This is a genomic window from Ancylobacter sp. TW_SC_1 (assembly GCF_056836805.1).
The window spans coordinates 282,952-308,441 of record NZ_CM166365.1; the positions used below are offsets into that span (position 1 = coordinate 282,952).

At 67.8% G+C, this 25,490-nt stretch carries 23 protein-coding genes and 1 pseudogene; 2 read left to right on the forward strand and 22 right to left on the reverse strand.

All coding sequences use genetic code 11. The features are described from left to right. Positions 1-17 precede the first annotated feature (17 nt). From AC1PZ7_RS01270 to AC1PZ7_RS01280, 3 genes are read right to left on the reverse strand one after another with little or no spacing between them, the layout of a single operon-like run. Entirely contained in the window at positions 18-1,037 is a 1,020-nt protein-coding gene (locus tag AC1PZ7_RS01270) for an alpha-ketoacid dehydrogenase subunit beta (protein ID WP_482357709.1), read from the reverse strand. A gap of 32 nt (positions 1,038-1,069) precedes the next feature. Continuing rightward, positions 1,070-2,053 carry a thiamine pyrophosphate-dependent dehydrogenase E1 component subunit alpha gene (locus AC1PZ7_RS01275; RefSeq protein ID WP_482357710.1) on the reverse strand — a complete coding sequence of 328 codons (984 nt, stop codon included), beginning with the start codon at positions 2,051-2,053 and terminating at the stop codon, positions 1,070-1,072. 53 nt (positions 2,054-2,106) lie between these two features. Then, entirely contained in the window at positions 2,107-3,171 is a 1,065-nt protein-coding gene (locus AC1PZ7_RS01280; protein WP_482357711.1) for an ATP-NAD kinase family protein, read from the reverse strand. A 307-nt stretch (positions 3,172-3,478) separates the two neighbouring features. Here AC1PZ7_RS01280 and AC1PZ7_RS01285 point away from each other — a divergent pair, with 307 nt between their 5' ends. Beyond that, positions 3,479-5,452, forward strand: coding sequence for a sigma-54-dependent Fis family transcriptional regulator (locus tag AC1PZ7_RS01285; RefSeq protein ID WP_482357712.1), 1,974 nt, complete (start codon positions 3,479-3,481; stop codon positions 5,450-5,452). A 2-nt stretch (positions 5,453-5,454) separates the two neighbouring features. On the opposite strand, the gene AC1PZ7_RS01290 is transcribed toward AC1PZ7_RS01285, so the two are convergent. From AC1PZ7_RS01290 to ligD, 19 genes and pseudogenes are all read right to left on the reverse strand, one after another. Beyond that, on the reverse strand, positions 5,455-5,745 hold the full coding sequence (locus AC1PZ7_RS01290) for a hypothetical protein (protein WP_482357713.1): 291 nt from the start codon (positions 5,743-5,745) through the stop codon (positions 5,455-5,457). 5 nt (positions 5,746-5,750) lie between these two features. Continuing rightward, entirely contained in the window at positions 5,751-6,449 is a 699-nt protein-coding gene (locus AC1PZ7_RS01295) for a tetratricopeptide repeat protein (protein WP_482357714.1), read from the reverse strand. Positions 6,450-6,454: 5 nt separating this feature from the next. Beyond that, positions 6,455-7,555, reverse strand: a complete 1,101-nt coding sequence (locus AC1PZ7_RS01300; RefSeq protein WP_482357715.1) for a ring-hydroxylating oxygenase subunit alpha — start codon at positions 7,553-7,555, stop codon at positions 6,455-6,457. A gap of 100 nt (positions 7,556-7,655) precedes the next feature. Beyond that, positions 7,656-10,046: a N,N-dimethylformamidase beta subunit family domain-containing protein gene (locus AC1PZ7_RS01305; RefSeq protein WP_482357716.1), complete on the reverse strand. Its 2,391-nt coding sequence runs from the start codon at positions 10,044-10,046 to the stop codon at positions 7,656-7,658. Between the two features lie 219 nt (positions 10,047-10,265). Beyond that, positions 10,266-10,706, reverse strand: a complete 441-nt coding sequence (locus AC1PZ7_RS01310; RefSeq protein WP_482357717.1) for a N,N-dimethylformamidase alpha subunit family protein — start codon at positions 10,704-10,706, stop codon at positions 10,266-10,268. A gap of 195 nt (positions 10,707-10,901) precedes the next feature. Then, a complete protein-coding gene (gene urtE / locus AC1PZ7_RS01315; protein ID WP_482357718.1) occupies positions 10,902-11,600 on the reverse strand; it encodes an urea ABC transporter ATP-binding subunit UrtE in 699 nt (232 codons plus the stop codon). Between the two features lie 2 nt (positions 11,601-11,602). Beyond that, the gene (gene urtD / locus AC1PZ7_RS01320; RefSeq protein WP_482357719.1) at positions 11,603-12,349 is read right to left on the reverse strand and encodes an urea ABC transporter ATP-binding protein UrtD; all 747 of its coding nucleotides are present in this window, start codon (positions 12,347-12,349) and stop codon (positions 11,603-11,605) included. Between the two features lie 5 nt (positions 12,350-12,354). Continuing rightward, on the reverse strand, positions 12,355-13,455 hold the full coding sequence (urtC, locus tag AC1PZ7_RS01325; protein ID WP_482357720.1) for an urea ABC transporter permease subunit UrtC: 1,101 nt from the start codon (positions 13,453-13,455) through the stop codon (positions 12,355-12,357). Positions 13,456-13,503: 48 nt separating this feature from the next. Beyond that, a complete protein-coding gene (gene urtB, locus AC1PZ7_RS01330; RefSeq protein WP_482357721.1) occupies positions 13,504-14,379 on the reverse strand; it encodes an urea ABC transporter permease subunit UrtB in 876 nt (291 codons plus the stop codon). Between the two features lie 131 nt (positions 14,380-14,510). Further along, entirely contained in the window at positions 14,511-15,812 is a 1,302-nt protein-coding gene (locus tag AC1PZ7_RS01335; protein WP_482357722.1) for a transporter substrate-binding domain-containing protein, read from the reverse strand. A 422-nt stretch (positions 15,813-16,234) separates the two neighbouring features. After that, positions 16,235-17,098: an urease accessory protein UreD gene (locus tag AC1PZ7_RS01340; protein ID WP_482357723.1), complete on the reverse strand. Its 864-nt coding sequence runs from the start codon at positions 17,096-17,098 to the stop codon at positions 16,235-16,237. Further along, the gene (gene ureG, locus AC1PZ7_RS01345; RefSeq protein ID WP_482357724.1) at positions 17,095-17,742 is read right to left on the reverse strand and encodes an urease accessory protein UreG; all 648 of its coding nucleotides are present in this window, start codon (positions 17,740-17,742) and stop codon (positions 17,095-17,097) included. The genes AC1PZ7_RS01340 and ureG overlap by 4 nt, the downstream gene beginning before the upstream one ends. Before the next feature lie 5 nt (positions 17,743-17,747). Beyond that, positions 17,748-19,460, reverse strand: coding sequence for an urease subunit alpha (gene ureC / locus AC1PZ7_RS01350; protein ID WP_482357725.1), 1,713 nt, complete (start codon positions 19,458-19,460; stop codon positions 17,748-17,750). An 11-nt stretch (positions 19,461-19,471) separates the two neighbouring features. Further along, complete coding sequence (locus AC1PZ7_RS01355; RefSeq protein ID WP_482357726.1) at positions 19,472-20,167, reverse strand: urease subunit gamma; 696 nt, start codon at positions 20,165-20,167, stop codon at positions 19,472-19,474. Positions 20,168-20,180: 13 nt separating this feature from the next. After that, the gene (locus tag AC1PZ7_RS01360) at positions 20,181-20,846 is read right to left on the reverse strand and encodes an urease accessory protein UreF (RefSeq protein WP_482357727.1); all 666 of its coding nucleotides are present in this window, start codon (positions 20,844-20,846) and stop codon (positions 20,181-20,183) included. Next, a complete protein-coding gene (ureE, locus tag AC1PZ7_RS01365) occupies positions 20,843-21,307 on the reverse strand; it encodes an urease accessory protein UreE (RefSeq protein WP_482357728.1) in 465 nt (154 codons plus the stop codon). The genes AC1PZ7_RS01360 and ureE overlap by 4 nt, the downstream gene beginning before the upstream one ends. A gap of 441 nt (positions 21,308-21,748) precedes the next feature. Continuing rightward, complete coding sequence (locus AC1PZ7_RS01370; RefSeq protein WP_482357729.1) at positions 21,749-22,357, reverse strand: ANTAR domain-containing response regulator; 609 nt, start codon at positions 22,355-22,357, stop codon at positions 21,749-21,751. Between the two features lie 11 nt (positions 22,358-22,368). Further along, entirely contained in the window at positions 22,369-23,550 is a 1,182-nt protein-coding gene (locus AC1PZ7_RS01375) for a transporter substrate-binding domain-containing protein (RefSeq protein WP_482359540.1), read from the reverse strand. 218 nt (positions 23,551-23,768) lie between these two features. After that, a pseudogene (ligD, locus tag AC1PZ7_RS01380) lies at positions 23,769-24,644 on the reverse strand (non-homologous end-joining DNA ligase); the annotation flags it as partial. Positions 24,645-24,943: 299 nt separating this feature from the next. Between ligD and AC1PZ7_RS01385 the strand changes: the two are divergent. Continuing rightward, a complete protein-coding gene (locus AC1PZ7_RS01385; protein WP_482359541.1) occupies positions 24,944-25,444 on the forward strand; it encodes an RNA polymerase sigma factor in 501 nt (166 codons plus the stop codon). Positions 25,445-25,490 lie beyond the last annotated feature (46 nt).

Genomic DNA, 25,490 nt, shown 5'->3' on the forward strand with positions numbered 1-25,490 from the left:
TCCTTCGCGGCGTGTCGTCAGGCGGCCAGCGCGCGGGCGGTGGCCTTGCCGGCGGCGGCGGCGATGGCGTCGGCCGAGGGGATGTAGAGGTCTTCGAGCACCGGCGAGAACGGCACCGGGGTGTGCGGCGCCGTCACCATCTGCGGCGCCGCCTTCAGCGCCCCGAAGGCGTGCTGCGCCACATAGGCGGCGACGTCGCTGGCGATCGAGCAGCGCGGATTGGCCTCGTCGACCACGACCAGCCGGCCGGTATTCTCGACGCTCTCGATCACCGTGTCCCAGTCGATCGGCGAGAGCGTGCGCAGGTCGATCACCTCCGCCTGCACGCCGTTCCTGGCGAGCTTCTCGGCGGCATCGAGGGCGCGGTGGACGGTGAGGCCGTAGCTGACGATGGTGACGTCCTTGCCGTCGCGCACGATGTTCGCCTCGCCGAAGGGGATGGCGTAGCTCTCCTCCGGCACCTCGCACTCGGTGCCATAGAGCGCCTTGTGCTCGCAGAAGATCACCGGGTCGTCGTCGCGGATCGACTGGATCAGCAGACCCTTGGCGTCATAGGCGTTGGAGGGGCACACCACCTTCAGCCCGGGTACATGGGTGAACATCGGGGTGAGCATCTGCGAATGCTGGGCGGCGGCGCGGAAGCCGGCGCCGACCATGGCGCGGATGACCACCGGGGTCTTCGCCTTGCCGCCGAACATGTATTTGAACTTGGCTGCCTGGTTGAGGATCTGGTCGAAGCACACGCCCATGAAGTCGAGGAACATCAGTTCCGCCACCGGGCGCATGCCGCAGGCCGCCGCGCCGATGGCGGCGCCGATATAGGCGCTCTCCGACAGCGGCGTGTCCATCAGCCGGTTGCCGTGCTTGGCGTGCAGCCCCTTGGTGACGCCGAGCACGCCGCCCCAGGCGTCGATCTCGCCCGGCGCGCCGGCGCCGCCGACGATGTCCTCGCCGAGCACGATCACGGTGGGGTCGCGGCGCATTTCCAGATCGAGCGCCTCGTTGATCGCCTGCTTGTAGCTGATCTTGCGGGCCATGTTGTTTCCTCCGGTGTTGTTTTCTTGGCGGCTCAGTAGGAGACGTAGACGTCGGTGGTGAGTTCGCGCGGCGCGGGCAGCGGCGCGCCCTTGGCGGTCTCCACCGCCTCGTCGATGAGGCTGGCCACCTCGCGGTCGATCAGCGCGATCTCGGCCTCGCTCACCACGCCGGCGGCGCTGACGCGGCCGGCGAACAGCTTCAGGCAGTCGCGGTTGGCGCGGTTGAAGTCGTTCTCGCCCTTGGCCTTGTAGGTCTGGGCATCGCCCTCGAAATGGCCGAAGAAGCGGATGGTCTTGCATTCGAGCAGCGCCGGCCCGCCACCCTCGCGGGCGCGGCGGATGATCTCGCCGGCGGCCTCGTAGACGGCGAAGAAGTCGGTGCCGTCGACGGTGACGCCCGGCAGGCCGAACCCGGCCGCGCGGTCGACATAGGAATCCACCGCCGTGGCGTACTCGACCGAGGTCGATTCCGCGTAGCCGTTGTTCTCGACCACGAAGATCACCGGCAGGTTCCAGATGGCGGCGAGATTCATGCTCTCCAGCACGGTGCCCTGGTTGGAGGCGCCGTCGCCGAAGAAGGTGATGCCCACGCCGCCGTCGCCGCGGAACTTCGCCGCCAGCCCGGCGCCGCAGATGAGCGGCGCGCCAGCGCCGAGAATGCCGTTGGCGCCCATCATGCCCTTGGACAGGTCGGCGATGTGCATGGAGCCGCCCTTGCCGCAGCAGGCGCCGGTGGCCTTGCCGTAGATCTCCGCCATCATCGCGTGGACGTCGACGCCCTTGGCGATGCAGTGGCCATGGCCGCGATGGGTGGAGGCGATGCGGTCGGCATCGTTGAGGTGCATCATGATGCCGGTCGCGCAGGCTTCCTCGCCGGCATACAGATGCACGAAGCCGGGAATGTCGCCCTTGGCGAACTCCACATGCAGCCGCTCCTCGAAGTCGCGGATCGTGCGCATGGTGCGGTAGGCCGTGACGAGGTCGGCCTTCGAAAGGGGGAAGGGATTGTTGGTCATGGGCTGTGGTTCCTCCTTGGTTTTTATGGGCAGGCGTTGGTAGGGGCTGCCGTTCAGGCGTCGGCGGCGGCGTTGACGCGCGCCCGCGCGACCAGGAGCTTTTCGCTGGCGGCGAAGCGCATCACCCTGGCGACGTCGACGGTGCGGAAGGCGCGGTCGACGAGGCCGATCGCGACCTCCTGATGCGGGTCGAAGAACAGTTCGCGCTCGCCGTCGAGCGCGATCGCCCCCGCCGCGAGGGCCGGGGCGAACGACTGGCCCGCCGGCATGCGCCGCCACCGCTCGATCCCCACTTCCTCGACCAGGCCGGGCGCGATGGGCGCGCGCACCCGCAGCTGCGCCGTCGCCGCCGGGGCGAGGATGAGGGCGAGGCCGCCGGCTTCCGCGCGGCTCACCGGCTCGATCAGGCCGGCAATGGCCGCCATGCCGATCACCTCGGGATCGGCGAAGGTGACGTAGAGCTCGCGGAAGGTCTCGGTGCGCCACAGCGCGCGGGCGCCGACATAGCGGTCGGTCACGATGGCCACATCGACGAGGGCGATCTCCGGCGGCCCGCCGTCGATGCTGACCTCGATCTTCTTGTTGTCGGCGAAGGCGACGCCCGGCGGAACCAGCCCCATGGCCGCCAGGCCGGTGGCAAGGCCGGTGACGGTCGGCTCGCGATGCTCGGGGAAGGCGTTGTTGGTGCCGGTCGAGATGCCGGCGATCGGCACCTTGCCGCATTCGCTGACGACAGCGCGGTGGGTGCCGTCGCCGCCCAGCACGATGATGGCGGCGATGTCGCCGGCGGTGGCCATCATGCGGGCGGCGCGGCGGGTATCCTCCACCGTGCCGGTCACCGGCATGGGCAGGAAGCCGAGCCGGGGAAAGCGCGCCTCGCCGGCGGCCTCGCCCCTTCCCGCCCGCGAGCGCTCGATGCCGCGCAGGACATGCCCGCCAATGCCGCCGCGCTCCGGCATCATCACCACCTCCTCGACGCCGCAGGCGGACAGGGCGGCGAGGGTGCGCAGCACGATGTTGGCGCGGTCGGCGATCTGCACGCTGTTGGCGCTGGCGACGACGCGGCGTATGTCCCGCGCCGAAATCGGATTGGCGATTATGCCGACCTTCGGCGTCATCCGGCTTCCTTCCCTAAGCGAGGCCCGGGCGCGCTTGCGCGTCTCGATCGCGGGCCTTTCGTTTTGCCCATTTCCTCCGCAAGCACCGGGCCAATCGGGAAACACGGCCTAAGCCATTGATTTCGCTTATCGGAACAGTCAATGGCGGCCGCGCCTCACTGCGGCGCCCACGCCGCACCTGTGGCGGCGGCTGCAACAGGTGTGGCGTGGGTGCCGCATCGTGATGGGCGATGCCGGCCTACCGGCTTGCGGCCGCGCCGCTTCGGGATGACACTTCCCGAAAACGATAAAAACCGGGAGGACGCCGATGAGACGGGAACAGGCCGCTCATATCGACGAGCTCGTGCGTGCGGCGAATGGTCAGGCGACCAGGCGCGACGCCATCATTCACGAATCCTGGCGGCGCTGCGTGAGCGAGCACAACCTCAATCCCGAGGTGCTGCGCGATCCCTGCATCCTGACCCAGGCGCGCCTGCGCGAGCATCTCGACGCGATGGAGGAGTTCACCCACACCGCGCGCTTCGGGGTGGAGACGCTGTACCGGCAGGTCGCCGGCCTCGGCTATGTGCTGCTGCTCACCGATGCCAAGGGCATCACCGTCGACTTCATCGGCGACCCGACCTTCGACAACAACCTCATGCGTGCCGGCCTCTATCTCGGCGCCGACTGGAACGAGCAGCACGCCGGCACCTGCGCGGTCGGCACCTGCGTCGCCACCGGCGAGGCGCTGGTGGTGCACCAGACCGACCATTTCGACGCCACCCATATCCCGCTCACCTGCACCGCCGCCCCGGTCTACGACCCTTCCGGCGCGCTCGCCGCGGTGCTGGACATCTCCGCCCTGCGCTCGCCCGAGCCGAAGGAGAGCCAGCTGCTCGGGCTGCAGCTCGTCAAGGCGTTCGCCAACAAGATCGAAACGGCGAATCTGGTGAACCGCTTCCGGCGCGAATGGATCATCAAGCTCGCCGCCTCGCCGGAATTCGTCGATGTCGAGCCGAGCTTCGTGCTGGCGGTCGACGGTTCCGGCGGCATCCTCGGCTTCAACAACGCGGCGCGCCAGCTCCTGCTGCGCGAGAGCGAGCGTAGTCCCGTGCGGGCGGTCCGCCGGCCGCTGGTCGGGCGCCGGCTCTCCGAATTCTTCGATCTCGACATCGACGATCTGCCGCGCTTCGGCCATGCCCTGCCGGCGGCGCAGCGCATGGTACGCCTCGCCGTTTCCGGCACGCCACTCTTCGCCGAAACGCTGGCGCCGCCCAGCCGGCCGGGCCTGCCGGCCGCCGAACCGGCGGCGCCCGCCCTGCCGGCGCCGCTGCAGGCGCTGTTCCGCAACGATCCGGCGATGCGGCAGGTGGCGGGCCGCGCCGCCAAGCTCGTCAACACCCAGATGAGCCTGCTCATCTGCGGCGAGACCGGATCGGGCAAGGAATACCTCGCCAAGGCGATCCACGCCGCCAGCGCCCGCTCGGGCAAGCCTTTCGTGCCGGTCAACTGCGCGGCACTGCCGGAATCGCTCATCGAGGGCGAGCTGTTCGGCTATGAGCCCGGCGCCTTCACCGGTGCCGCCGCCAAGGGCAAGAAGGGCCTCGTCCTGGAGGCGGATGGCGGCACGCTGTTCCTCGACGAGATCGGCGACATGCCGCTCGCCCTGCAGACACGCCTGCTGCGCGTGCTCGCCGAGCGCGAGGTCACGCCGCTGGGCCGCTCGAAACCCATGCCGGTGAACATCCGCGTGATCGCCGCCACCCATTGCGACCTGATCACCGAGGTGAAGGCCGGGCGCTTCCGCGAGGACCTCTATTTCCGCCTCTCCGGCGCGGTGCTGACCCTGCCGCCGCTGCGCGAGCGGCGCGATCTCGACTGGCTGGTCGGACGGCTGATCGCCGGGCGGGCGCACGCCTCCGGCGTCCCGCTCAGCCTGTCGGAAGCGGTGATGCAGGCGCTCACCGCCCATGACTGGCCGGGCAATATACGCGAGCTCGCCAACGCGCTCGACTATGCCTGCGCGGTGGCCGACGACGGCGTCATAACCCTCGACGACCTGCCGGACCGGCTGCGCGGCGGCGGCGAGGCCACGCCCGTCCTTGCCCGCGAGGCCCGTTCGCCCAGGGGCGCCGACAGGTCCGGCGGCCGCGAGGAACTCGTCGCCATCCTCAACGCCCGGCAATGGAACGTCTCCGCCGCGGCCCGCGATCTCGGCCTCGACCGCACCACGGTGCACCGCCGCATGCGGCGCCTCAACATCACGCCACCCTGGCAGAGCCCGTCCGGCCTTACCGTGTGAAACTAGGCCTGCGGCCCCTTGGCGAACAGGAAGACGCAGCGCCCCCGCGCGCTCCAGCCGGCGGGCGGCACATGGAACTGCTCGGTCATGTAGCGGTAGACGGTCTGCGCCGCCGCCGGGGTCAGCGCCGGCTTCCAGCACCAGACGTCCGACGCCGCGTCGACGCCGTTCTCGCCGAACAGCGCGTGCGGCGCGTCCTCGGCGACGCCGATCCGCCAGTCCGCCGCGCGGCCGCCGAACTCCTTGATGTAGAGCAGCAATTCATACTTGATCTGCTGGACGCTGAGGATCATCGGCCTCACCCCGGAATCGGCATGAGCCGCGCATGGCGCGACACGTCGCGGGTGCGCATCCGCCAGCGCTCGACCTCGGCGGCGCCGCGGTGCTTGTCGGCGGACGACATCTGGCCGACGATCGCCTCCAGCGCGGCGAGCGCGGCGCCGATGCCGTGCTGGGCGGCGAGCGACAGCCAGAGATAGGCCTGGACGAGGTCCTTCTCGACGCCGACGCCATTGGCATAGAGGTAGCCGAGCCGCGCCTGCGAGGGGTAGTGGCCGGCCTCCGCCGCGCGGCGGTACCAGTGCGCCGCCGCCTGGTCGTCACGACCGACGCCCTCGCCCTTCGAATGGAGGGTGGCGAGGTTGTACTGGGCGTAGAGATCGCCCTGCTCCGCCGCGCGGGCGAGCCATTTCATCCCTTCGGCGACATCCCGCCCGATCCCCTGCCCCATCACGAGCATGGCGCCGACATTGGCCTGCGCCATCGGCATGCCGGCCTCGGCGCCGATGAGATACTGCGCGAAGGCCCTGGCGAGCGACGCCTCGACGCCTTCGCCATGGGCGTACAGCGCGCCGAGCCATGTCGCGGCCTCGGCGTCTCCGCCATCAGCGAGGTCCGAGAACAGGCCGAACGCCTCCTCGAACGCCCCGGCATTATAGGCGTCGATCGCCGCCGCGAGCGGCGAGGAACGGTCGGGCTCGATCTGGCACGACAGCATGGCGGTCAACTCCCGGGGTTCTGGTAGATGGGCTGGTCGATGGTGCCGCGCGGCAGGCGCGCCACCCGCGCGGCGACCTGCCGCTGGAGCCACAGGCCCTGCGGCACGGTCTGCAGCGGCGGCGCCAGGCCGATGGTCTCGGGGCGATGACCGGCGCCCCAGCGCGCGAAATTGGCGTGGTCGGCCGCCGCCCGTTCCGCGCGCGCGGTGATCTGCGCGCACCAGTGCGCCAGCCCGTCGCCCGCGTGGTCGCCATAGACGACGATCCGGCACAGCGTCCGGCCGAGCGCGGTGGGCTGAAGCACCACGACGCACCGCTCCTCGCCCGCGGCAAACAGCACGAGGTTCGGGAAGACGAGGGCCGACCGGGCGATCGTGCCGCCTTCGAGCACGACATCGGAGAGCTGCCAGTGGCCCGCCTCGTCCTCGTCGACCGGCACGCCGGCGGCGAGGCTCTGGCCGACCAGCTTCCAGTTCGCCGCAAATTCGAGCCAGCGTTCGGAGGAACGCGCCTCGCGCGCGCCGGTGAAGAAGCCGGCAGCGTGGTCGAGCGCGTAAAGGCTCGCCTCCGGGCCGGCCGGAAACATGTCGAGATTGACCAGGATCAGCGGTCCCCAGCTGCGCACATGCGCGCTGAGCAGGCGCTCGGGGCGCAGGCCGAGATATTGGTGCATCTCCGGCGTGTCGTTGCCGAGCGCGCTGGCCGGGATCGCCGGCCGGTCGCGGCTGTGACCGCAGGAGGTGAAGGAACAGCGGGTCTTGGCGCCGGTCTGGCACTGCAGCGGCACCAGCCGGCAGCCGCCGTGCTGCGCCTTGTTGAAGCGCGCGCGCAGCCCCTCCGCCGTGCGCTGCACATGGATGCCGTGGGTGCCGACGGTGAAGGGAAGCAGATCGCCGATCTCGGGAATGCAATCGGCGCTGCCGATGGCGACCCAGTCCCGCGTCCAGATCGCCTCGTCCTCGAGGCTGGAGAAGGCGAGCGAGCCATAGGCGGCCGGCGGCAGCACGCGCGCCTGGCCGGCCTCGCCAAGGGCGTCGGCGAAGAAGGCGGGGCTCGCGAGGTCGCTGTCCTCGTCGAAATAGCCGAGATCCGGTCGATTGAGCATCGTCGACACTCCTGACCCTGACGTGGGCGGTTTCTCTTGGGGTGAGCATGGGGAGGCGGTGCGCACGCCGCGTTGGGCGCGCGCACCGCGTTCGCAGGCGTCAGCTGCGCTGCGCGAGAGCGGGGGACTCGTAATCCGCGCGTCCGCGATGCCGGATCGCCTCCGCCGGCGGCGGCGGCAGGGGGCCGTCCGCCGAGAAGCGGTCCAGAACGTTCTTCACCAGCGTGGAGATGTTGTTCTGGCAGTTGTTCCACGGCAGCGAGCCGCAGAAGGCGATGGAGGAGAAGGAGAAGGCGGCGCCGCCATTGGGCGTCTCGTGATAGGCGATGTCGGCGCGCACGCGCGGATGCACCGTGCCGTCGAGGCCCTGCTGGTTGAAGCCGAAATCCTCCATCACCAGGAGATAGGCTTCCGTGTGCCGGCCGGCCGAGGTCGCAACCGCCAGCGTGTGCGGGGGCGAGCCGAGCATGGTGTCGACGATGTCGAGCTCCAGCCCCGCGGCGCCGCCGCCGACGAGGCCGAAATTGCCGAGCGGCTCGTCATAGGTGATGCCCTCGAACGCCCAGGAGACGCGCGGATCGAGGCTGTCCGGGGTACGGCTGAAGTAGCTGGAGATGTCGAAGCCCTCGGACGACATGCCGACGCCCGCCACCGAATGCAGGTAGCGGCCGCGGTAGCGCCACATGCCGCCGAGCTCGCCGGTGCCCTGGTGGTAGTACTCGCCGGGATCGGCGCGCCAGGTGCGGATGCCGGATTCGCAGCGGCGCATCTCGGTGACGACGCCGCGGCCGAGCCCGTCATAGGCCGGGTGGTAGGAATGCACCCAGTACCAGGCGTCGGCGCCCATATACATCAGGCGGCCGCCGCGCTGGGTGTAGTTGTGCAGCGCGTCGAGCTGCGGCCCCGAATTGTGCTCGGGATGCGAGCCGGTGATGATGACGTTGTAGTTCTCCAGCCGGGCGAGACCGTCATAGGTGACGTCCTCGTCGGTGATGACGTCGTATTCGTAGCCCATCGTCTCCAGCCAGTAGATGAGGTGGAGATCGGCCGGGTACTGCCACGGCGCCTGCGCCAGGAAGTGATCGTATTTCGGCCGGATCGACAGGATCGGGCGCAGCCGCGACGACAGGCAGATGCCCGAGCCGTCGGTGTGAGTGTCGTAGATCGAGCCGCCATATTCGCGGTGCTCGGCCAGGAACATGTTCTGCTGCTGCATGATCGGCACGCGGTAGACGAAGAGCTCGGCGCCGCCGGCATTGCAGGCGACATGCTCGTTGGCATAGGCCATGTAGCTGATGGTCGGCACCATAACGGCGATCTTCGACTGTTCCTTGCCGACGCGCGGCACGATCCAGAACGGGATATAGTCCTCGTCGCCCTCGGCGGTGGTGAGCTTGAGCGCGTAGAAGCGGCTCTTCAGCCCTTCCGCCGGCACGCTCCAGTCGATGTCGGCCTGCCAGCGGGCATCGTCGACGTCGTCGTCATGGAAATGGATCGCGCCATATTCCTTCCTGGCGTATTTCCAGTCGAAATTCTCGCCGGCCCAGTTGTAGCCGGTCAGCGCCCGCGTCGGGCAGTTCACCAGCCGGGCGTCGAAGCGATAGGGGCCGTTGTCCCTGGCGACAATGGTGTCGATGCCGTCCCAGAAATCCCAGGCGGCGACGATGGCCTCGGAGAGCGCGCCGGTCGGGCCGGAGTTGCGCCGCTCGGTCAGGCCGGGCTGGGCGCCGGCCTTCATCTGCTCGATCTCGAAGCGCGACAGCGCCTTGTTGCAGATGCGCGGGCTGTCGATCTTGCCATTGTACTTGCCGGTGAACCACACGCCGGCCGGCAGCGAGGACTTGGCGAGCGGGCTGTCGTCCATCTTCTCGACATAGGCCGCGAGGGCGACGGGGGCCGCGCTGTGCGCGATGGTCGTCGCGATCGTGGTCTTCACCGGCTCGATCACCGGATCGAGCGCATAGACCACCTGCGGCTCGTGATAGAGCACGACCTCGCCGGTCGCGGCATCGAAGCTGGCGGCGATGAAGTGCCAGGCGTGGTCGCGGATCGGCGCGCCGGTGGTGATCCTGTGCTCGTTGATGCGCAGCTCGATCTGGCCGTCCTCGTTGATGAAGAGGCCGTAGCCCTTGCCCTGCGACCATTTGGTGACGAGGCCCTGCGCGCCGTGCTTCCAGTAGCGCGGGTGGGTCTTCGGCGTGGTCGGCCAGATCCAGCACTGCAGCGTGAAGCTCTCGACATGGAACTGCGGCGCGTCCTCGACATAGCCGTAGGAGCCGCCATGGATGATCTGCTTGCGGCCCTTATAGGCGCCGTTGCAGCCGGCCTCGACGAACTTCTCGATGAAGCCGGGCCCGCGCGGGTTGGTGTCGCCGTTGATCATCTGGACGACTTCCGCCTTGAACTCGGCGGGACCGTCGCAATTGACGTAGAACTTGATCGTGTCGCCGGGATGGACGCTGAACTTGTCAGCGTAGCCCGTCAGCCTCATGGCGCACATAGCGTTCTCCAATACTTGCGCGGAGCAAGATTTGCGCAGGGCAAAATCTGCGCGGGGCACGATTTTCGTGGGGCAAGATCTTCGTTGGGCAAGATCTTCGTGGGGCAAGGATCCGCCATTCGCGTCTTCGCCCAAAGACGCGGCGGGCAATCATGTCGAGGAAACAGGATGAGAGGGCGCCGCCCCCTCACCCCGGAAGAGGTGCCGGGCTCAGGTCACCGGCCAGTTGTCGTCCCGGCGCTTCCAGCCTTCGCTGAAGTCCTCCGGCATGCCGGCGGTCTCCGGCAGTTCATCCAGCCGCATCAGGAAGATGTCGTGCTGGATCTCCTGCTCATCGTCATAGACCTTGTCGTTGACGAATTCCGGCGGCACGCCGCGAATGCCCGAGAGGCGGCCGATGCGCCATTCGGCGTCGACCTTGGTGCAGATGACCACGAGCTTGCCCTTCGGCGATTCACCGCGCATGCGCAGCAGAACGCGGCGCAGGACGGGGTCCTCGTGCACACCGCCGGTGACGACCGTGGTGTCGCCGGGCGTCTCGCATTTCAGCACGGAAAAGCCGGCGACCCCCTTCATGGAGTCGACGCATTCCCGATGCTCACGGATGAGCGCCTCACGCTCAGGCGTTCCCTTCTTTGGAATAGGGATCATGACGGCCTCGCTGATTTTGAAGAGACGCCCCTGCCTCGGGGCGCAACAAGCTGTTCGGCCAAAGCATAAAGGCCGACTGTCATCAGTATCGGCAGCTCGCTGCCTGAATTTTCACGTTTCAAATTCTACAGCAGAATGTTTATAAACGTCAACACGCAAGAATAAAATTTCACGCAGAAGAAACTATGCTTCGGCCTATATGGTCATATGTCTTTCGACCAGCTCGCCGGTCATCTCGGAAATGGCGCCGCGCGCGACGACGCGGCCATTGTCGACCATGAGGAAGGCGTCGCCGAGCTTGCGGGCGACCTTGATGTGCTGCTCGGTCAGGACAAGGCTGATGCCGAGCTCCTTGTTCAGCATCTGCAGGATCTCGCCGATCTCGTGGACGATGTTGGGCTGGATGCCCTCGGTCGGCTCGTCGAGCAGCAGCACCTGCGGCCCGACCGCGAGCGCGCGGGCAATGGCGAGCTGCTGCTTCTGGCCGCCGGAGAGAAGACCCGCCCGCCGGTCGAGGTTTTCGCGCAGATAGGGAAAGATGCGCAGACAGATCTCCGGAATCTCCTGCGCCTTGTCCTTGCGGGCGAAGGTGCCGAGCAGGATGTTCTCGCGCACCGTGAAGTCGGAGAGGATGCCGCGCCCCTGCGGGACATAGCCGATGCCGTAGCCGGCGCGCTGATAGGGCGCCTTGCCCTCGATCGCCTCGCCATTGATGCGGATCGCGCCGGTCGAGCGGTCGGTCAGCCCCATGATGGTGCGCATCAGCGTCGTCTTGCCGACGCCGTTGCGCCCGAGCACGCACAGGCACTGGCCCTTCTCCATCTCGAAGGAGAAGTCCCGCAGGATGCGGGTGGCGCCGTAATAGGAGGAAACATTGTCGAAGCTGAGCAGCATGGTCAGGCAGCCTCCTGCTCGCCGAGATAGACGTCGCGCACGCGCGGATCGGCCTCGATGTCCTGGATCGAGCCCTGCGCGAGGAGCGAGCCCATGTGCATGACGGTCACGACGTCGGCGATCTCGCGCACGAAGCCCATGTCGTGCTCGACGACGATGAGCGTCGTCGTCTTGCGCAGCTCCTTGAAGATGTGCGCGGTCTTCTCGATCTCGTTCTCGGTCATGCCGGCGATCGGCTCGTCCATCAGCATGAGGCGGGGCTCCTGCATGAGCACCATGCCGATCTCCAGCCACTGCGTCTCGCCATGCGAGAGGATGCCGGCCCGCTCGCCGAGGCGATGGGTGAGGCCGGCCAGCGTGGCGATCTCGTCGAGCTTGTGTTCGAGCCCGGGCGCGCGGAAGCGGAACAGGTTCCAGAACGGGTTGGTCTGCCGGCTATAGGCCACCGTCAGGTTCTGCCGCACCGTGAGGTCGCGCAGCACGGCCGGCACCTGGAACTTCCGCCCGATCCCGGCCCGCGCGATGACGTGCTCGGGCTGGGCGGTGATGTCCTGCCCGGCGAAGACGACACGGCCCGAGCTCGGCTTGAGGCGGCCGGTGATGAGATCCATCGTCGTGGTCTTGCCGGCACCGTTCGGCCCGACGAGGCAGCACAGCGTGCCCTCGATCACCTCGAGGCTGAAATCGTCGATCACCTTGATGGTGTCGAAGCTCTTGGAGAGGTGGTGGATTTCGAGCAGTCCCGCCATCGTCCTTACTCCGCTGGAACCGGCTCGACGCCGTTCGATTCCGACGACGATGCCGGCTTCTTCGTCGCGAACAGGCCGAGCCCCGCCTCGAGCAGGCTCGCCAGCCCGTTCGGCAGGAAGCGCACGATGACGATGAAGAAGCCGCCGAGGATGAGCAGCCAGGTGGAGAGGAAGGTGTCGCCGAGATAGCTCTGCGCGCCCTGGATGACGAAGGCGCCGACGATCGAGCCGATCAGCGAGAGCCGCCCGCCGATCGCCGCCCAGATGACCATCGACAGGCTGAAGCCGACATCGAGCTGGGCCGGCGACACATACTGCACCAGCATCACCCAGAGGCAGCCGGCGACCGCCGCGATCAGGCCGGCGATGGTGTAGATCATCGTCTCGTAGCCGGCGACGCTGTAGCCGAGGAAGCGCACGCGCTCGGCATCGTCGCGGATCGCCTGCGTCACCAGGCCGAAGGAGCTCTGCGTGATCAGCTTGGCGACGACGGTCGCCGCCATCAGCGCGAAGAACACCGACCAGTAGGCGAGCGGGCTGTAGGGGTCGATCTCCACGCCGGCGAACTGGAAGGGGGCCGGCGGGGTGATGCCGTTGACGCCCCCGGTATAGGGCTGCTGGTCGAGGATGATGGTGTAGAAGGCCGACAGCATCGCCAGCGTCATGATCGCGAAGAACGGGCCGGACACCCGGGCGCGGAACATGATCGTGCCGAACACGGCGCAGAACAGCGTGGGCACGGTGACCGCGAAGACGAGGCCGGCGGCGGTGTTCTGGAACGGCCACCACAGCATCGGCAGGTAGTCGAGGCCGTTATTGAGCATGATCGGCGGAATCGGGTTCGATTCCGTCTGTGTCTGCATCTGCATGGTCATCGCCATGCCGTAGGCGCCGAGGCCGAAGGCGATGCCCTGGCCGAGATTGAGGATGCCGCCGAACCCCCAGCACAGGCTGATCGACAGAGCGAGCAGGCCGTAGACGCCGTAGGTCGCCAGCTGGTTGAGCAGAAAGTCGTCGTCGATCTGCATCGGGATGATCGCCAGCGCCGCGAAGAACACCGCGTAGGCAATCCATTGCGCCGTCTTGTTGTGGTAGAGATTTCCCATGGTCGCCTCAGCGTGCGTCGTGCCCGGTGGTGATCGCTCTGGTCGCTTTCATCGCCGCGTGCCCGCCTTGGCGAAGAGCCCCTGCGGCCGGAACCTGAGAAAGGCGACGATCAGCACGAAGATGAGGAAGCGGGCGAAGGTGTCGTTGGTGAAGAAGGCGAACACCGACTGCATCTCGCCGGTCACGCCGCTGGCGACGACGCTGCCGGCCAGCGAGCCCCCGCCCACCACCACCATCAGGAAGGCCTGCACCACATAGCTCGCGCCCATGGTCGGCAGCACGATGTTGAGCACCCCGAACAGCGAGCCGGCGACACCCGCCAGCCCGGCGCCGAGCGCGAAGGTCAGCATGTAGACGCGGCTGGAATTGATGCCGAAGGAGGCCGCCATCTCCTTGTTCTGCATCACCGCGCGCACCTGGACGCCGAAGCGGGTCTTGTAGAACAGCGCCCAGATCGCCAGCACCAGCAGCGCGGTGACGGCGAGCACGACGACGCGGAAGGCCGAGATGGAGGCGAAGCCGAGCGAGATGTTGGACGAGAAGATCTCCGGCACGGCGAGATATTTCGGATCGGAACCGAAGATCAGCCGCACGCCCTGCATCAGCACCAGCGAGACGCCATAGGTGGCGAGCAGCGTGTCGAGCGGTCGATTGTACAGATACTGGATCAGCCCGCGCTCGAGGACGAGCCCGACCAGGGCGACGATGACGAACGAGGCGGGAATGCAGAGCAGGTACGGCACGCCGAAATAGAATTGCAGCATGTAGGAGCTGTAGGCGCCGAGCATGATCAGTTCGCCATGCGCCATGTTGATGACGCCGGCGGCCCCGTAGATGATCGTCAGCCCGAGCGCGGCGATCAGCCAGATGCTCGCAATGCTGACGCCCAGTATGAGTGCGTTCAGGATCGATCCGAAATCCATCGCCAGCCCTTCGTCGCGGCCCGTGCCGCCGGTATCGGCCGTCTCTCGCCCATGGGGGGCGCGGCGGCCGGCATGTTCCTCGTTGCGCAGCGCGCCGCCCCGCCGGTTCGAGCCGGCGGGGCGGGCCTTCGTCAGATCACGCTCTTGCGGATCTTGCCGTCGGCGGCCTTCAGGCCGTCCTTGGTGCAGACGCCGATATCGGGGTAGATCGAGTACGGGTCGGGCGCGACCTGGGTGTCCGCCGCCTTCACGATCTTGAAGGTGCCGTCGGCCTGGCACTGGCCGATCTTCGGCTTCAGCCAGGTGTTGAAGTTCTGCTCGTCGATCCAGATCAGGCCTTCCGGCGAGACCGCGTCCTCGACCCGGATGCCGCCGGAATGATCGCGGATGGCGCGCGGCGTGACGTTCTCGAAGCCGACGGCCGCCGCCGCCTTCTCGAAGCCCGACTTGAACACATAGGCGGAGAGGTAGGTCTCCTCCATGTTGTAATGGGTGGTGCCGTTCTTGCCGTAGGGGCTCTTGAGGAAGCCCTCGACGAATTTGTGGTTGGTCGGGTTGTCGAGGCTCTGGAAATAGGGCGCCGACAGGAAGTGGCCGGCACCGAACTCGGCGCCCATGGCGCGCGTCTCGATCTCGCCGGTGGTGAGCGAGGCGATCGGCATCTTGTCGACCTTGAAGCCTTCCTGCTTGAACTGCTTGTGGAAGGCGATGTCGGAGGCGCCGACCACGGTCGAGAAGATGAAGTCCGGCTTGGCTTCGCGGATCTTGTTCAGCACCGGGCCGAACTCGGAGCTGCCGAGCGGGATGTATTCCTCTCCGACCAGCTCGCCGCCGGCCTGCTCCAGCCAGATCTTGGCGTTCTTGTTCGATTCCTTCGGCCAGACATAGTTGGAGCCGACGAAGAAGACCTTCTTGCCGAAGTTCTGCACCATGAAGGGGATGAGGTCCTTCGAGTGCTGGTTGGCGAGCGGGCCGGTGCAGATGGTGTTCTGCGTGCACTCCGCGCCCTCGTAGCAGGTCGGGTAGTACAGCAGGTGGTCGCGCTGCATGATGGTCGGCAGGATCGCCTTGCGGCTCGCCGAGGTGTAGCAGCCGAAGATCGCGGTCACCTTGTCGCGAAGGATCAGTTCCTTCGTCTTCTCCGAATAGACGTTGAAGTCCGACTTGGCGTCGACGATCACCGGCTCGACCGGCACGCCGCCAACACCGCCGGCCTTGTTGATCTCGTCGAAGGCGTATTGGAGGACCAGCGTGGAATCCTCCTCCGGAACGGCGAGCGCACCGGTGAGCGAGAACAGGACGCCGACCTTGATCGGCGCGCCCTTCTTGAGCGTCGCGGCCCCGGCCTCGCCGGGAATCCAGACATGGGGAGCGGCCACCGCCACAGAGGCGAGGCCGGCGGTCTTAAGCAACTTCCGACGCGTGAAATCCATCGTTGCGGTCCCTTGGAAGTAGTGAAGCGGTGAAAGCGCGGCTAGCTGCCGGCCCCAGGCCAAGCGCTCCGAATGCCGTTCGCCACATTCTCACGGTACGCCCGGCCATTCCTGTATGTCAACAATATTTCCTCAGAGTGATGCGTAATTCTGGACAGATTCCGAGTCTTATCTAAATAATGGCTACGATTTATGCATGATGATTACAAAAGATGCGTCTTTTTATGCTCGATACTAAGTCTGATTAGATCAGATATAGGATTAATATCCTTGTCATTACCTATATTTCGGCCGAATGACTTCATATTGTGCACGATTGGCAGCGCGCGCCCGCCGCCATGCAGCGGCCGCACCGGGCGAATAATGATCCGCCGCCCTCCGGCGAGCGGCCGCCGGCATCCGTCCGCGCGGGCTGCGGCGCTCTATTTGCGGCGATGGGCAGGGGCAAAGCCGAGCATCCTTTCCACGGTGAGGGAGAACAGGGCCTCGACGGCGCGGACGATTCGCCCGCCATTGGCGGCGATCATGCGCACCGCGATGCCCGCGCCGCCCGGCGCCGCGCAGGCGGCACCCCGGCAGCCGGCCCGGTCGAGCGTCGCCTCGATCTGCGCCAGTCCGGGCAGGCGCGGCTCGGGGCCGAGCAGCAGCGCCGCGCCGAAGGCGCCGGCCTCCGGCCCGAGGACGCAAGCCGGCCCGACGACATCGGTGCCATCGATGGTGGAGCGGTCGGCGATCAGGAGATGCCCGTCCGGCCCGAACACCCGCGTCTGCGACGACAGCCGGCCGAAGGGCCGCCCGCCACCGGAAAAATCGTGCCAGGACACCCCTTCCGCGAAGATGGCGAGCGCGTCGCTGCCGAGATGGATGTCGGTGTGCGCGACCAGCTCGGCGCCGGGAAACAGGATCATCGGATCCAGCGTCAGCGCGCCGAAAGCACCGCTGCCGAGCGAGACCGTCATGTGCTGGCGCGCCGCCTGCCCGCCGGTGTCGTGCACCACCGTCGCCGCCTGGCTGGTGACATGCGCGAGCGCGCCCTCGCGCACGCTCAGATGCAGGCTCAGATCGTCGTCGCGGTACAGCCCGCCCGAGGCCGACTGCAGGTAGAGCGTGGCGAGATCCGGGCGCTCCATGTCGAGGGCGAAGGGGCGTGTGATGTGGAACGGATAGGGCGCGAGCTGGCGCACCAGCGCCGAGCGGCCGCCTCCCCTGGCGAAGACGAGTTCGGCCGCCCGCCGCCGGCCGGCCGCCTGCAGGCCCATTCCGCCGGAATAGGCCGCGGGCTTCATTGGCGGAACAGCACGGCGCGACAGATCATGTCGGCGACCGTGTCCACGCCCGCGCCCGAACGGGCATTGATGGCGACCACCGGGCGGGTGCCCCGCGCCGCCTGCGCCTGCGCCAGCATGCCGGGGAGATCGACCCCGACATACGGCGCGAGGTCGACCTTGTTGACGATCAGCAGATCGCATTTCAGGACGCCCGGCCCCTTCTTGCGGGGAATGTCGTCGCCGCCGGCGACGTCGATCACGAACATCCACCAGTCGACCAGATCGAGCGAGAAGGTGGAGGCGAGGTTGTCGCCGCCCGATTCGAAGATCACCAGCTCGAGGCCGGGAAAGCGCAGCTCCAGGTCGTCGCCCGCCGCCATGTTGAGCGTCGGGTCCTCGCGGATGACGGTATGCGGGCAGGCCCCCGCCTCCACCGCCGAGACGCGCTCGGGATCGATCAGCCCGGAACGGCGCAGCCGTTCGGCGTCCTCGCGGGTGACGAGATCGTTGGTGACGACGGCGAAATCCACGCCGCGCGCCTGAAGTTCCGGGATCAGGCGCTCGATCAGCGCGGTCTTGCCCGAGCCGACCGGGCCGCCAATGCCGATGCGCGCCGCCGAGGCGGTGCGCCCGATGCCATGTGCCTGCGTCTTCTCCAGCATGGCGTTCACCGCATCATGTAGCGTTGCGCGAGCGGCAGCGTGTGCGCCGGCTCGCAGGTGGCGAGTTCCCCGTCGACGAACACGTCGAAGGTCTGCGGATCGACGCGGATATTGGGGCAGGCGTCGTTGTGCAGCATGTCGGCCTTGCTCAGGCCGCGGGTGCCGCGGGCGGGCAGCAGCCGCTTGCTGAGGCCCAGCTCCCCGCCGAGCCCGCGCGCGATCGCCAGCGGATGGACGAAGCAGGCCGAGAGCGCCGGCGCGGCGCGGCCGAAGGCGCCCCATTGCGGGCGCAGCAGCACCGGCTCGCAGGTCATCAGCGAGGCCGCGCTGTCGCCCATCGCCCCCCAGGCGATGAAGCCGCCCTTGACGACCAGCTCCGGCTTGATGCCGAAGAAGGCCGGGCGCCAGACGACGATGTCGGCGATCTTGCCGCTCTCCAGCGATCCCACATGGTCGGCGATGCCGAAGGTGCGGGCGGCGTTGATGGTGTATTTGGCGATGTAGCGCTTGATGCGCTCATTGTCGCCGAAGCCCGGCTTCTCCTCCGGCAGGGCGCCGCGCTGGTCCTTCATCTTGGAGGCGAGCTGCCAGGTCCGGCAGATCACCTCGTGGATGCGGCCCATGCCCTGGCTGTCGGAGCCGAGCATCGAGATCGCGCCGATGTCGTGCAGCACGTCTTCCGCCGCGATGGTCTGGGCGCGGATGCGGCTCTCGGCGAAGGCCACATCCTCCGGCAATGCCGGGTTGAGATGATGGCAGGTCATCGTCATGTCGAGATGTTCGTCGAACGTGTTGACCGTGTAAGGGTTGGTCGGATTGGTCGACGACGGCAGGCAGTGCGCCACCCCGGCGACGCGGATGATGTCCGGCGCGTGGCCGCCGCCCGCCCCCTCCGTGTGGTACATGTGGATGGTGCGCCCGCCGATGGCGGCCAGCGTGTCTTCCAGGAAGCCGCTCTCGTTCAGCGTGTCGGTGTGGAGCTGCACCTGATAGTCCAGCGCGTCGGCCGAGCGCAGGCAGGAATCGATGGTCGCCGGCATGGCGCCCCAGTCCTCATGGATCTTGAGGCCGAGGCAGCCGGTCTCCAGCTGCTCTTTCAGCGAGCCGGGAATGTGGCTGTTGCCGCGCCCGAGGAAGCCGAAATTCATCGGCCAGGCCTCGGATGCCTGCAGCATCTTGCCGGTGTTGAACGGGCCGCCGGAATCGATGCCGACGGTGATCGGCCCGAGCGAACCGCCGATCATGGTGGTCAGGCCGCTCGCCAGCGCGTGCTCGACCAGCCCGGCCGAATCGAAATGCACATGCACGTCGATGCCGCCGGCGGTGGCGATCAGGCCCTCGCAGTCGCGCACCGTGGTGCCGGCGCCGACGACGAGGCGCGGATCGACCCCGTCCATCACCGCCGGATTGCCGGCCTTGCCGACGCCGACGATGAGGCCGTCCTTGATGCCGAGATCGCCCTTCACCACGCCGAGCACGGCGTCGATCAGCGTGACGTTGCACAGCAGGAAGTCGAGCGCGCCCTCGGCATTGGTGATGCCGGCGGCGAGCCCCATGCCGTCGCGCAGCGTCTTGCCGCCGCCGTGCAGGCACTCGTCGCCATAGACGGCATAGTCCTTCTCCACCACCGCGATGAGCGAGGTGTCGCCCAGGCGCACGCCGTCGCCGACCGTCGGGCCGTAGAGGGCGGCGTAGTCGCGTCGCTTGACGATCGCCATGATGCTCTCCCCTAGGCGCCGCGGAAGCCGGCCGCGCGCGCCTTGGCAAGCGCGGCGTCGCGGGCTTCCGCCGTGGTGGAATCGCCGTCCGACAGGCCGTTGAGCCCGCCGAGGAAACGCGTGCCGCCGAACGGCACCAGCGTCACCGGCTTCGACTGGCCGGGCTCGAAGCGCATCGCCGTGCCGGCGGGAATGTCGAGCCGCATGCCGAAGGCGCTCGCGCGGTCGAACTCCATCGCGCGGTTGACCTCGAAGAAATGGAAATGCGAGCCGATCTGGATCGGCCGGTCGCCGGTGTTCACCGCCTCCAGCGTCACCTTCGGCCGGCCGGCGTTCAGCTCGATCTCGCCGTCGAGCGGCAGGCTCTCGCCGGGGCGGATCTCCTCTTCCGGCGCGCCCTCGGCGGGGCGGATCGGCTCGTGCACCGTCACCAGCTTGGTGCCGTCGGGAAAGACGCCCTCGACCTGCAGGATGTCGATCATCGCCGGCACGCCCGGCATCACGTCGGCGCTGGTCAGGATGGTGGCGCCGTAGCCGATCAGCTCGGCGACCGAGCGGCCGTCGCGCGCGCCTTCGAGAATCTCGTCGGTGATCAGCGCCACCGCCTCGGGATGATTGAGCTTGCAGCCGCGCGCGCGGCGCTTGCGCGCCAATTCCGCGGCCGAGAAGATCGTCAGGCGCTCGAGTTCGGTGGGCGTCAGCAGCATGGTCGTTCGGAACTCAGTTGGAGAACAGGCGCAGTTCGCCGCGCGCATGGCGCATCGCGGCGATGTCGAGACGCGGCGAGAAGCTTTCGATGCAGGCCGGAACCGGCGTGTCGGCGAGCGCGCCCAGCAGCGGGAGCAGGCGCCGCACCACGCCCTGCGCGGTGACGGCGCCGACAAGGCCGAGACGGACCGCCGCCGTCGCGAAGCCGGACAGCACGACATAGCCGGAGGCGAGCACGGCGCCCGCCAGGTCGAGCCCGGCGCCGCGCCAGACGACACCCTGCGCGACGGGGAGATGCCCGTGCGCCCGCCCCTGCCGCACCCAGGCGAGGAAATCGGCGGCACAAGGCGTGCCGATGCGCGCATGCGCCGCGAGCAGCCCGGCGCCGTTGCGGCGCGAGCCCAGCCGGAACGGCTCCGCCAGCGTCGAGGCCTCGACCTCGCGGTCGACCGCGGCGACGGCTTCGAGATCGCCGCCCGCGCGATAGGCCTGCACGAGGGCGACGCGGTCGGCGCTCGCCCAGCGATGGCGGAGCGCGGCGGCGACGACGCTCTCCAGCTCCGCCTCGCCGATCGGCCCGGACTGCGCCGCAAGGCCCTCCAGCCCGTTCGAGAAGGCGAAGCCGCCGCTCGGAAAGGCGGCATCGGCCTGCCACATGGCGAGAAGGCGCTCGATCATGCCGCCATCTCCCCGGTCACGACGAGGCGGGGAATGGAGGAGACGCCGGGCAGCGCGTCGAGCCGCTCGTAGTAGCGCTCGATCGGCCCCTCCAGCGCCACCAGCAATCGTTCGCCGGCAAAGCGAACCCGCCAGTGCAGATTGCCGGCGTGGTAGCCAAGCTCCACGCCCTCGGCGATCGAGCGCGGCTGGAAGCTCAGCCACCGCTCCACCTCGGCCCGCACCACGATGGCGCGCTCCTCGTCGATCAGCAGCACCGCGCCGTCGAACAGCTTCTGGTCGCGCGGCAGCGCAATGGCGAGATCCTGGCCCTTCGCCGAGACGAGGCGCAGCCGCCGTCGCGGCATGTCCACGGTGGCGATGGTGACGACATCCACCGCATCCCGGTGTTCGAGGTGGTGAAGCCGCTCGTGGAACATCGGCTCGAGCCGGTTTCCGAGAATGCGTTCGATCATCAGCATGGCAAAAGCGGCTCACGAACGCAGATGTGCCGGCGCACAGCGCGGAAGGGTCGATGCATTCGAACGGCCCATGTCAGAAATGCCGACGGATTCGCGGGTCGAGCCGACGTCTGCGGACAGCATGCGCAAGTCTCCTGTGACGCCGTCTTGCGGCGCAGAGCGACAACGATTTGAAAAGGAGGGTCGTGGACAGGCAGAGTGACGTCAGGGCGCACCGACCGAAGTCATCGGTCGATCGATAAGACTTTCCGGAGCCAAATGGCGCGCGGCAGCCCGTGACAATGTCGAGAGCAGAGCGGGACGTCCCTGTCCCGCGCAAATAAAAAGCCCGCCAAATCCGCGTTCACGGGTTTGTCGGGCTACATCGCCTCTCCGGACAATCAGCCTCGATTGCCCAGCTCCGCCGACGGAAGTAAGCACTACTCCGTACGACGAACCAATCTAAACACCGTCGGGACGGAAATTCAAGAGCTCACTCGCATTAATGATCGCGACGGCCATTTCCTCCATCGAGATCCGCTTCGCCATCGCCTGCCGGCGGATCGACTGGTAGGCCTCGTCCTCGGAAATACCGTGGCTTCCCATCAGGATGGCCTTGGCCTTCTGGATCTGCTGCATGCTGGTGACCTTGCGCTCCAGCTTGCGGATGCGCCGGGCCTGCTCCTTCTGGTCGAGCCACAGGCTGCGCGCCAGGGTGATCTGGGTCAGCAGGCCGAAGGGCTTGATCGGACGCTCGATGACCGCCAGCGCGCCGCTTTCCAGCACGAGGGCGAGCGTCGAGGGGTTTTCATAGCCGACGATGGCGATGATCGTCGGCGCCCGCTCCGAATGCGACCGGGTGAGCTTGTGCAGCGTGTCGCGGTCTTCCTGGTCGACCGACAGCAGCACGAGGTCGGCATTCTCGGCATAGGCCGAGGGCGGCGGCCAGGTGGTCTCGACGACGCAGCCGATGCGCTTGAGATGGTCGACGAGCTGCTGGCCCTCCACGTCGTTGGCGTGGATGACCTGGACCCGCAATCCCCGGATGTCGCGCAGAATCTGGATCGACATGGCATCCGCCTTCAGAAGGGATCCGTCTGCTCGACGAAATCCGCCGACCAGTCGTCGAGGCTCTGCGAGATGCAATAGGGGTCCGGCTTCACCCGCACGCCGGGATTCCAGATGATCTGGAAGCGGCCCTTGGCGTCGAGGCGCGCCACGCGGGGCCACAGATAGGTGTGGTGGTTCTCCGCGTCGATGCGCACGCGCCCCTGCGGCGCGTCGAACTCGATCGCCTTGATCTCGGCGATGATGCGCTGCGGGTCGTCGGTGCCGGCGCGTGCCAGCGCCCGTGCCGCGAGGTGCATCTGGAAATAGGCGGCCTCGGCGGCGGAGGGCACCGGCGCATCCTCGCCGAAGCGCGCGCGGTAGGCGGCGACGAAGGCGCGCGCGGCGGGCGTCGCCAGCGTGTCGAAGAAGGTCGCCGCGGCGATGTGGCCCTCGGCGATGCCGGGCGCCATCTCGGCGATGTCGGCCTCGGAGGTGGCGACGCTGGCGATCGGCATGGTCGCCGGGTCCAGCCCTGCCTCGCGATAGGCCTCGTAGAACGGCGCCGTCGCCTGGCCGACGATGGTCGAGAAGATCACGTCCGGGCTGTGCTTCTTGATGCGCTTGATGGCGCGGCCGATCTCGTCGGCGCCGGCATTCAGCGCGATGTAGACCTCGTCGACCACCTTGCCGCGCACCTGGGTGACGAAGTCGCTCATGATCCGGTTGGATTCGTAGGGATAGCTGTAGTTGGAGGCGATGAAGAACACCCGCTGGCCATGCTTGGTGAGCACGTATTTTGCCAGCTGAAAGGCGTTCTGATTCGGCACCGCGCCGGTGAAGATCGCCTGCGGCGAATATTCGAAGCCCTCGTAGAAGGTCGGGTAGAACAGCGCCCCGCGATAGCCGTCGATCAGCGGCAGCACCGCCTTGCGCACGCTCGACATGTAGCAGCCGAACAGCAGCCGCACGCCCTCCCCGCCCAGCATGCGGGCGGCGATCTCGCGGAAACGTCGGGGATTGGAGCCGCCATCCACATGCAGGGGCTCGATGGGGCGCCCCAGAACACCGCCGGCTTCGTTGATTTCCTCGATGGCGAGAAGGGCCGCGTTCAACTGTGTCTGTTCGATATTCGCGGTTACCCCCGTCGTCGAATACAACAGACCGACCCGCCACACTCCACCAATCACAACCCCGAGCCTCCAGCCTGCATCCATCGCCGGCTGCATTCATGACCGCTCGCGCCGGCTTTGAACAGGCCAAATAATACGCGCGCCGCATAGCAATTGCCCACTCTTCCCAGCCGTTTGCAGCGGCAGGACGAGCATTCGCACAGGTTAGACGGGCACCCGACAATATCGGCCCCACCGGGCGGAGAGCAGTACTTCCGGCCGCGAATCCGGGGGCGCCGCGCCTCGGCTCCCGGCTCCGCCGCTCAGCCCTCGCGGCCGCCGGGTGCGGTCGCCTCCAGCGGCACCGCCGCGGCGCGGAACCCCTGCCACGGATCGCTCGCCAGACCGGCGAGCCGCGCGGGCGCGCTGTCGATGGTGAACTGCGCCGCGCCGGTCAGCCCGTCGAGTTCCTCCCAGGCGACCGGCATGGCGACCGCCGCGCCCGGCCGCGCCCGGGTGCCATAGGCCGTGATGGCGGTGGCGCCGCGCGCGTTGCGCAGATAGTCGATGAAGATGCGCCCCTTGCGCCGCGCCTTGGTCGCCACGGCGAGGTAGTGGCCGGGATCGTCGGCGGCGATCGCCCCGGCGACCGCCCTGGCGAAGTCCTTCACCGCCGCCCATCCGGCCTTCGGCTCGAGCGGCACGACGACGTGCAGCCCCTTGCCGCCCGAGGTCTTCACGAAGGCCGGCAGGCCGTGCGCCTGCAGCCGCGCCCTCACCTCGCGCGCGCCGGCGACGATGCCCGGCCAGCCGACGCCCTCGCCGGGATCGAGGTCGAAGATCATCATGTCCGACCGTTCGAGGTCGGCGAGCGGCGCGCCCCAGGGGTGGATTTCCAGCGCCCCCGCCTGTACCAGCGCGATCAGCCCGTCGAGATCGTCGATGACGAGCAGTTCCTCGCCATCCCTGTCCTTGTCGACCTTGATCGCCCTGTCGATGCCGCGCCAGGAATGCTTCTGGAAGAAGCAGGTCCCGGCGATGCCGTCCGGGCAGCGCAGCAGCGCCAGCGGGCGGGCGACGATGAAGGGGGCGATGAAGCCCCACACGCCGGCATAATAGTCGGCAAGGCCCTGCTTGGTGACGCCGTCCCCGGGCCAGTAGATCCGGTCCGGATGGGTGAGCCTGACGCGCGATGTCGGCGGCACGTTCTCCTCCCGCATGTGCGCCCCGGCCGCGCCGTCGCGGACGCGCCCGGGCGATCTGGTCGAGGCCGTCGCCCATCCTCGCCGAATCCGCGCGCTCGTCGAGGGGGTACGGCGCGCCGTCCGGCCTCAAGCATCACGCCGGCGACGCCCAGTATTTCCAAACGTCTCCAGCCGCGCTGAACGACTATTTTGTAGCCATTACAATGTTTGCGACGGCTCTTACTCTGCCTTACCCGCCGTGTTAGACCGGCCTTCTACACAGCTTTGTGATGCGGATGGCGGGTGCCTACCTCATGCAGCCAGACCTGTCGCTTGTCTTCAGCGCGTATGGCCCGGAACTCCGGCGGTATCTTCACCGCCGGCTCCAGGATCGCACCATGGCGAGCGATCTCGTGCAGGACACGTTCGTGAACGTGCTGGAGCGGCCGGAAATCCGCATCCAGGACTTTCGCGCCTATCTGTATTCGATCGCCCGCAATCTCCTGCTCAACCACAGGAAGCAGGAGGCCCGCCGGCGCACCGACCCCGTCGCGCCGGATGCGCTGCTCGACATCGCCGCCGACCAGCCCTCGCCGGAGGAGGCGGTCGATTCCCGCCTGCAGCTGGAGCGCATCTATGTGCTGGTGCAGGAGCTGCCGCCGCGCACCCAGCAGATCTTCGTCCTCAACCGCATCGACGGCCTGACGCATGCGCAGGTCGCCCGCCGCCTCGCCCTGTCCGAGAGCGCGGTGCAGAAGCACCTCGCTCTGGCGATCGCGCACATGACGCGCCGCCTGCGGGGCCGCGAGCGGTAGATTGCGAGCAGTAAATTTACCGTCTTGCCCCGCTCAGTTGTCTTAT

Coding starts and splice junctions, on each gene's coding strand:
- ureE (WP_482357728.1), bottom strand. CDS start 21,307: ATGCTGATGATCGAACGCATTCTCGGAAACCGGCTCGAGCCGATGTTC.
- AC1PZ7_RS01275 (WP_482357710.1), bottom strand. CDS start 2,053: ATGACCAACAATCCCTTCCCCCTTTCGAAGGCCGACCTCGTCACGGCC.
- AC1PZ7_RS01375 (WP_482359540.1), bottom strand. CDS start 23,550: ATGGATGCAGGCTGGAGGCTCGGGGTTGTGATTGGTGGAGTGTGGCGG.
- urtC (WP_482357720.1), bottom strand. CDS start 13,455: ATGGGAAATCTCTACCACAACAAGACGGCGCAATGGATTGCCTACGCG.
- AC1PZ7_RS01355 (WP_482357726.1), bottom strand. CDS start 20,167: ATGCTGCTGACGCCCACCGAACTCGAGCGCCTGACGATCTTCTCGGCC.
- ureG (WP_482357724.1), bottom strand. CDS start 17,742: ATGCTGGAGAAGACGCAGGCACATGGCATCGGGCGCACCGCCTCGGCG.
- urtD (WP_482357719.1), bottom strand. CDS start 12,349: ATGGCGGGACTGCTCGAAATCCACCACCTCTCCAAGAGCTTCGACACC.
- ureC (WP_482357725.1), bottom strand. CDS start 19,460: ATGGCGATCGTCAAGCGACGCGACTACGCCGCCCTCTACGGCCCGACG.
- urtE (WP_482357718.1), bottom strand. CDS start 11,600: ATGCTGCTCAGCTTCGACAATGTTTCCTCCTATTACGGCGCCACCCGC.
- AC1PZ7_RS01290 (WP_482357713.1), bottom strand. CDS start 5,745: ATGATCCTCAGCGTCCAGCAGATCAAGTATGAATTGCTGCTCTACATC.
- AC1PZ7_RS01300 (WP_482357715.1), bottom strand. CDS start 7,555: ATGCTCAATCGACCGGATCTCGGCTATTTCGACGAGGACAGCGACCTC.
- AC1PZ7_RS01370 (WP_482357729.1), bottom strand. CDS start 22,357: ATGTCGATCCAGATTCTGCGCGACATCCGGGGATTGCGGGTCCAGGTC.
- AC1PZ7_RS01270 (WP_482357709.1), bottom strand. CDS start 1,037: ATGGCCCGCAAGATCAGCTACAAGCAGGCGATCAACGAGGCGCTCGAT.
- AC1PZ7_RS01360 (WP_482357727.1), bottom strand. CDS start 20,846: ATGATCGAGCGCCTTCTCGCCATGTGGCAGGCCGATGCCGCCTTTCCG.
- AC1PZ7_RS01280 (WP_482357711.1), bottom strand. CDS start 3,171: ATGACGCCGAAGGTCGGCATAATCGCCAATCCGATTTCGGCGCGGGAC.
- AC1PZ7_RS01340 (WP_482357723.1), bottom strand. CDS start 17,098: ATGAAGCCCGCGGCCTATTCCGGCGGAATGGGCCTGCAGGCGGCCGGC.
- AC1PZ7_RS01385 (WP_482359541.1), top strand. CDS start 24,944: ATGCAGCCAGACCTGTCGCTTGTCTTCAGCGCGTATGGCCCGGAACTC.
- AC1PZ7_RS01295 (WP_482357714.1), bottom strand. CDS start 6,449: ATGCTGTCGTGCCAGATCGAGCCCGACCGTTCCTCGCCGCTCGCGGCG.
- AC1PZ7_RS01335 (WP_482357722.1), bottom strand. CDS start 15,812: ATGGATTTCACGCGTCGGAAGTTGCTTAAGACCGCCGGCCTCGCCTCT.
- AC1PZ7_RS01305 (WP_482357716.1), bottom strand. CDS start 10,046: ATGAGGCTGACGGGCTACGCTGACAAGTTCAGCGTCCATCCCGGCGAC.
- AC1PZ7_RS01285 (WP_482357712.1), top strand. CDS start 3,479: ATGAGACGGGAACAGGCCGCTCATATCGACGAGCTCGTGCGTGCGGCG.
- urtB (WP_482357721.1), bottom strand. CDS start 14,379: ATGGATTTCGGATCGATCCTGAACGCACTCATACTGGGCGTCAGCATT.
- AC1PZ7_RS01310 (WP_482357717.1), bottom strand. CDS start 10,706: ATGATCCCTATTCCAAAGAAGGGAACGCCTGAGCGTGAGGCGCTCATC.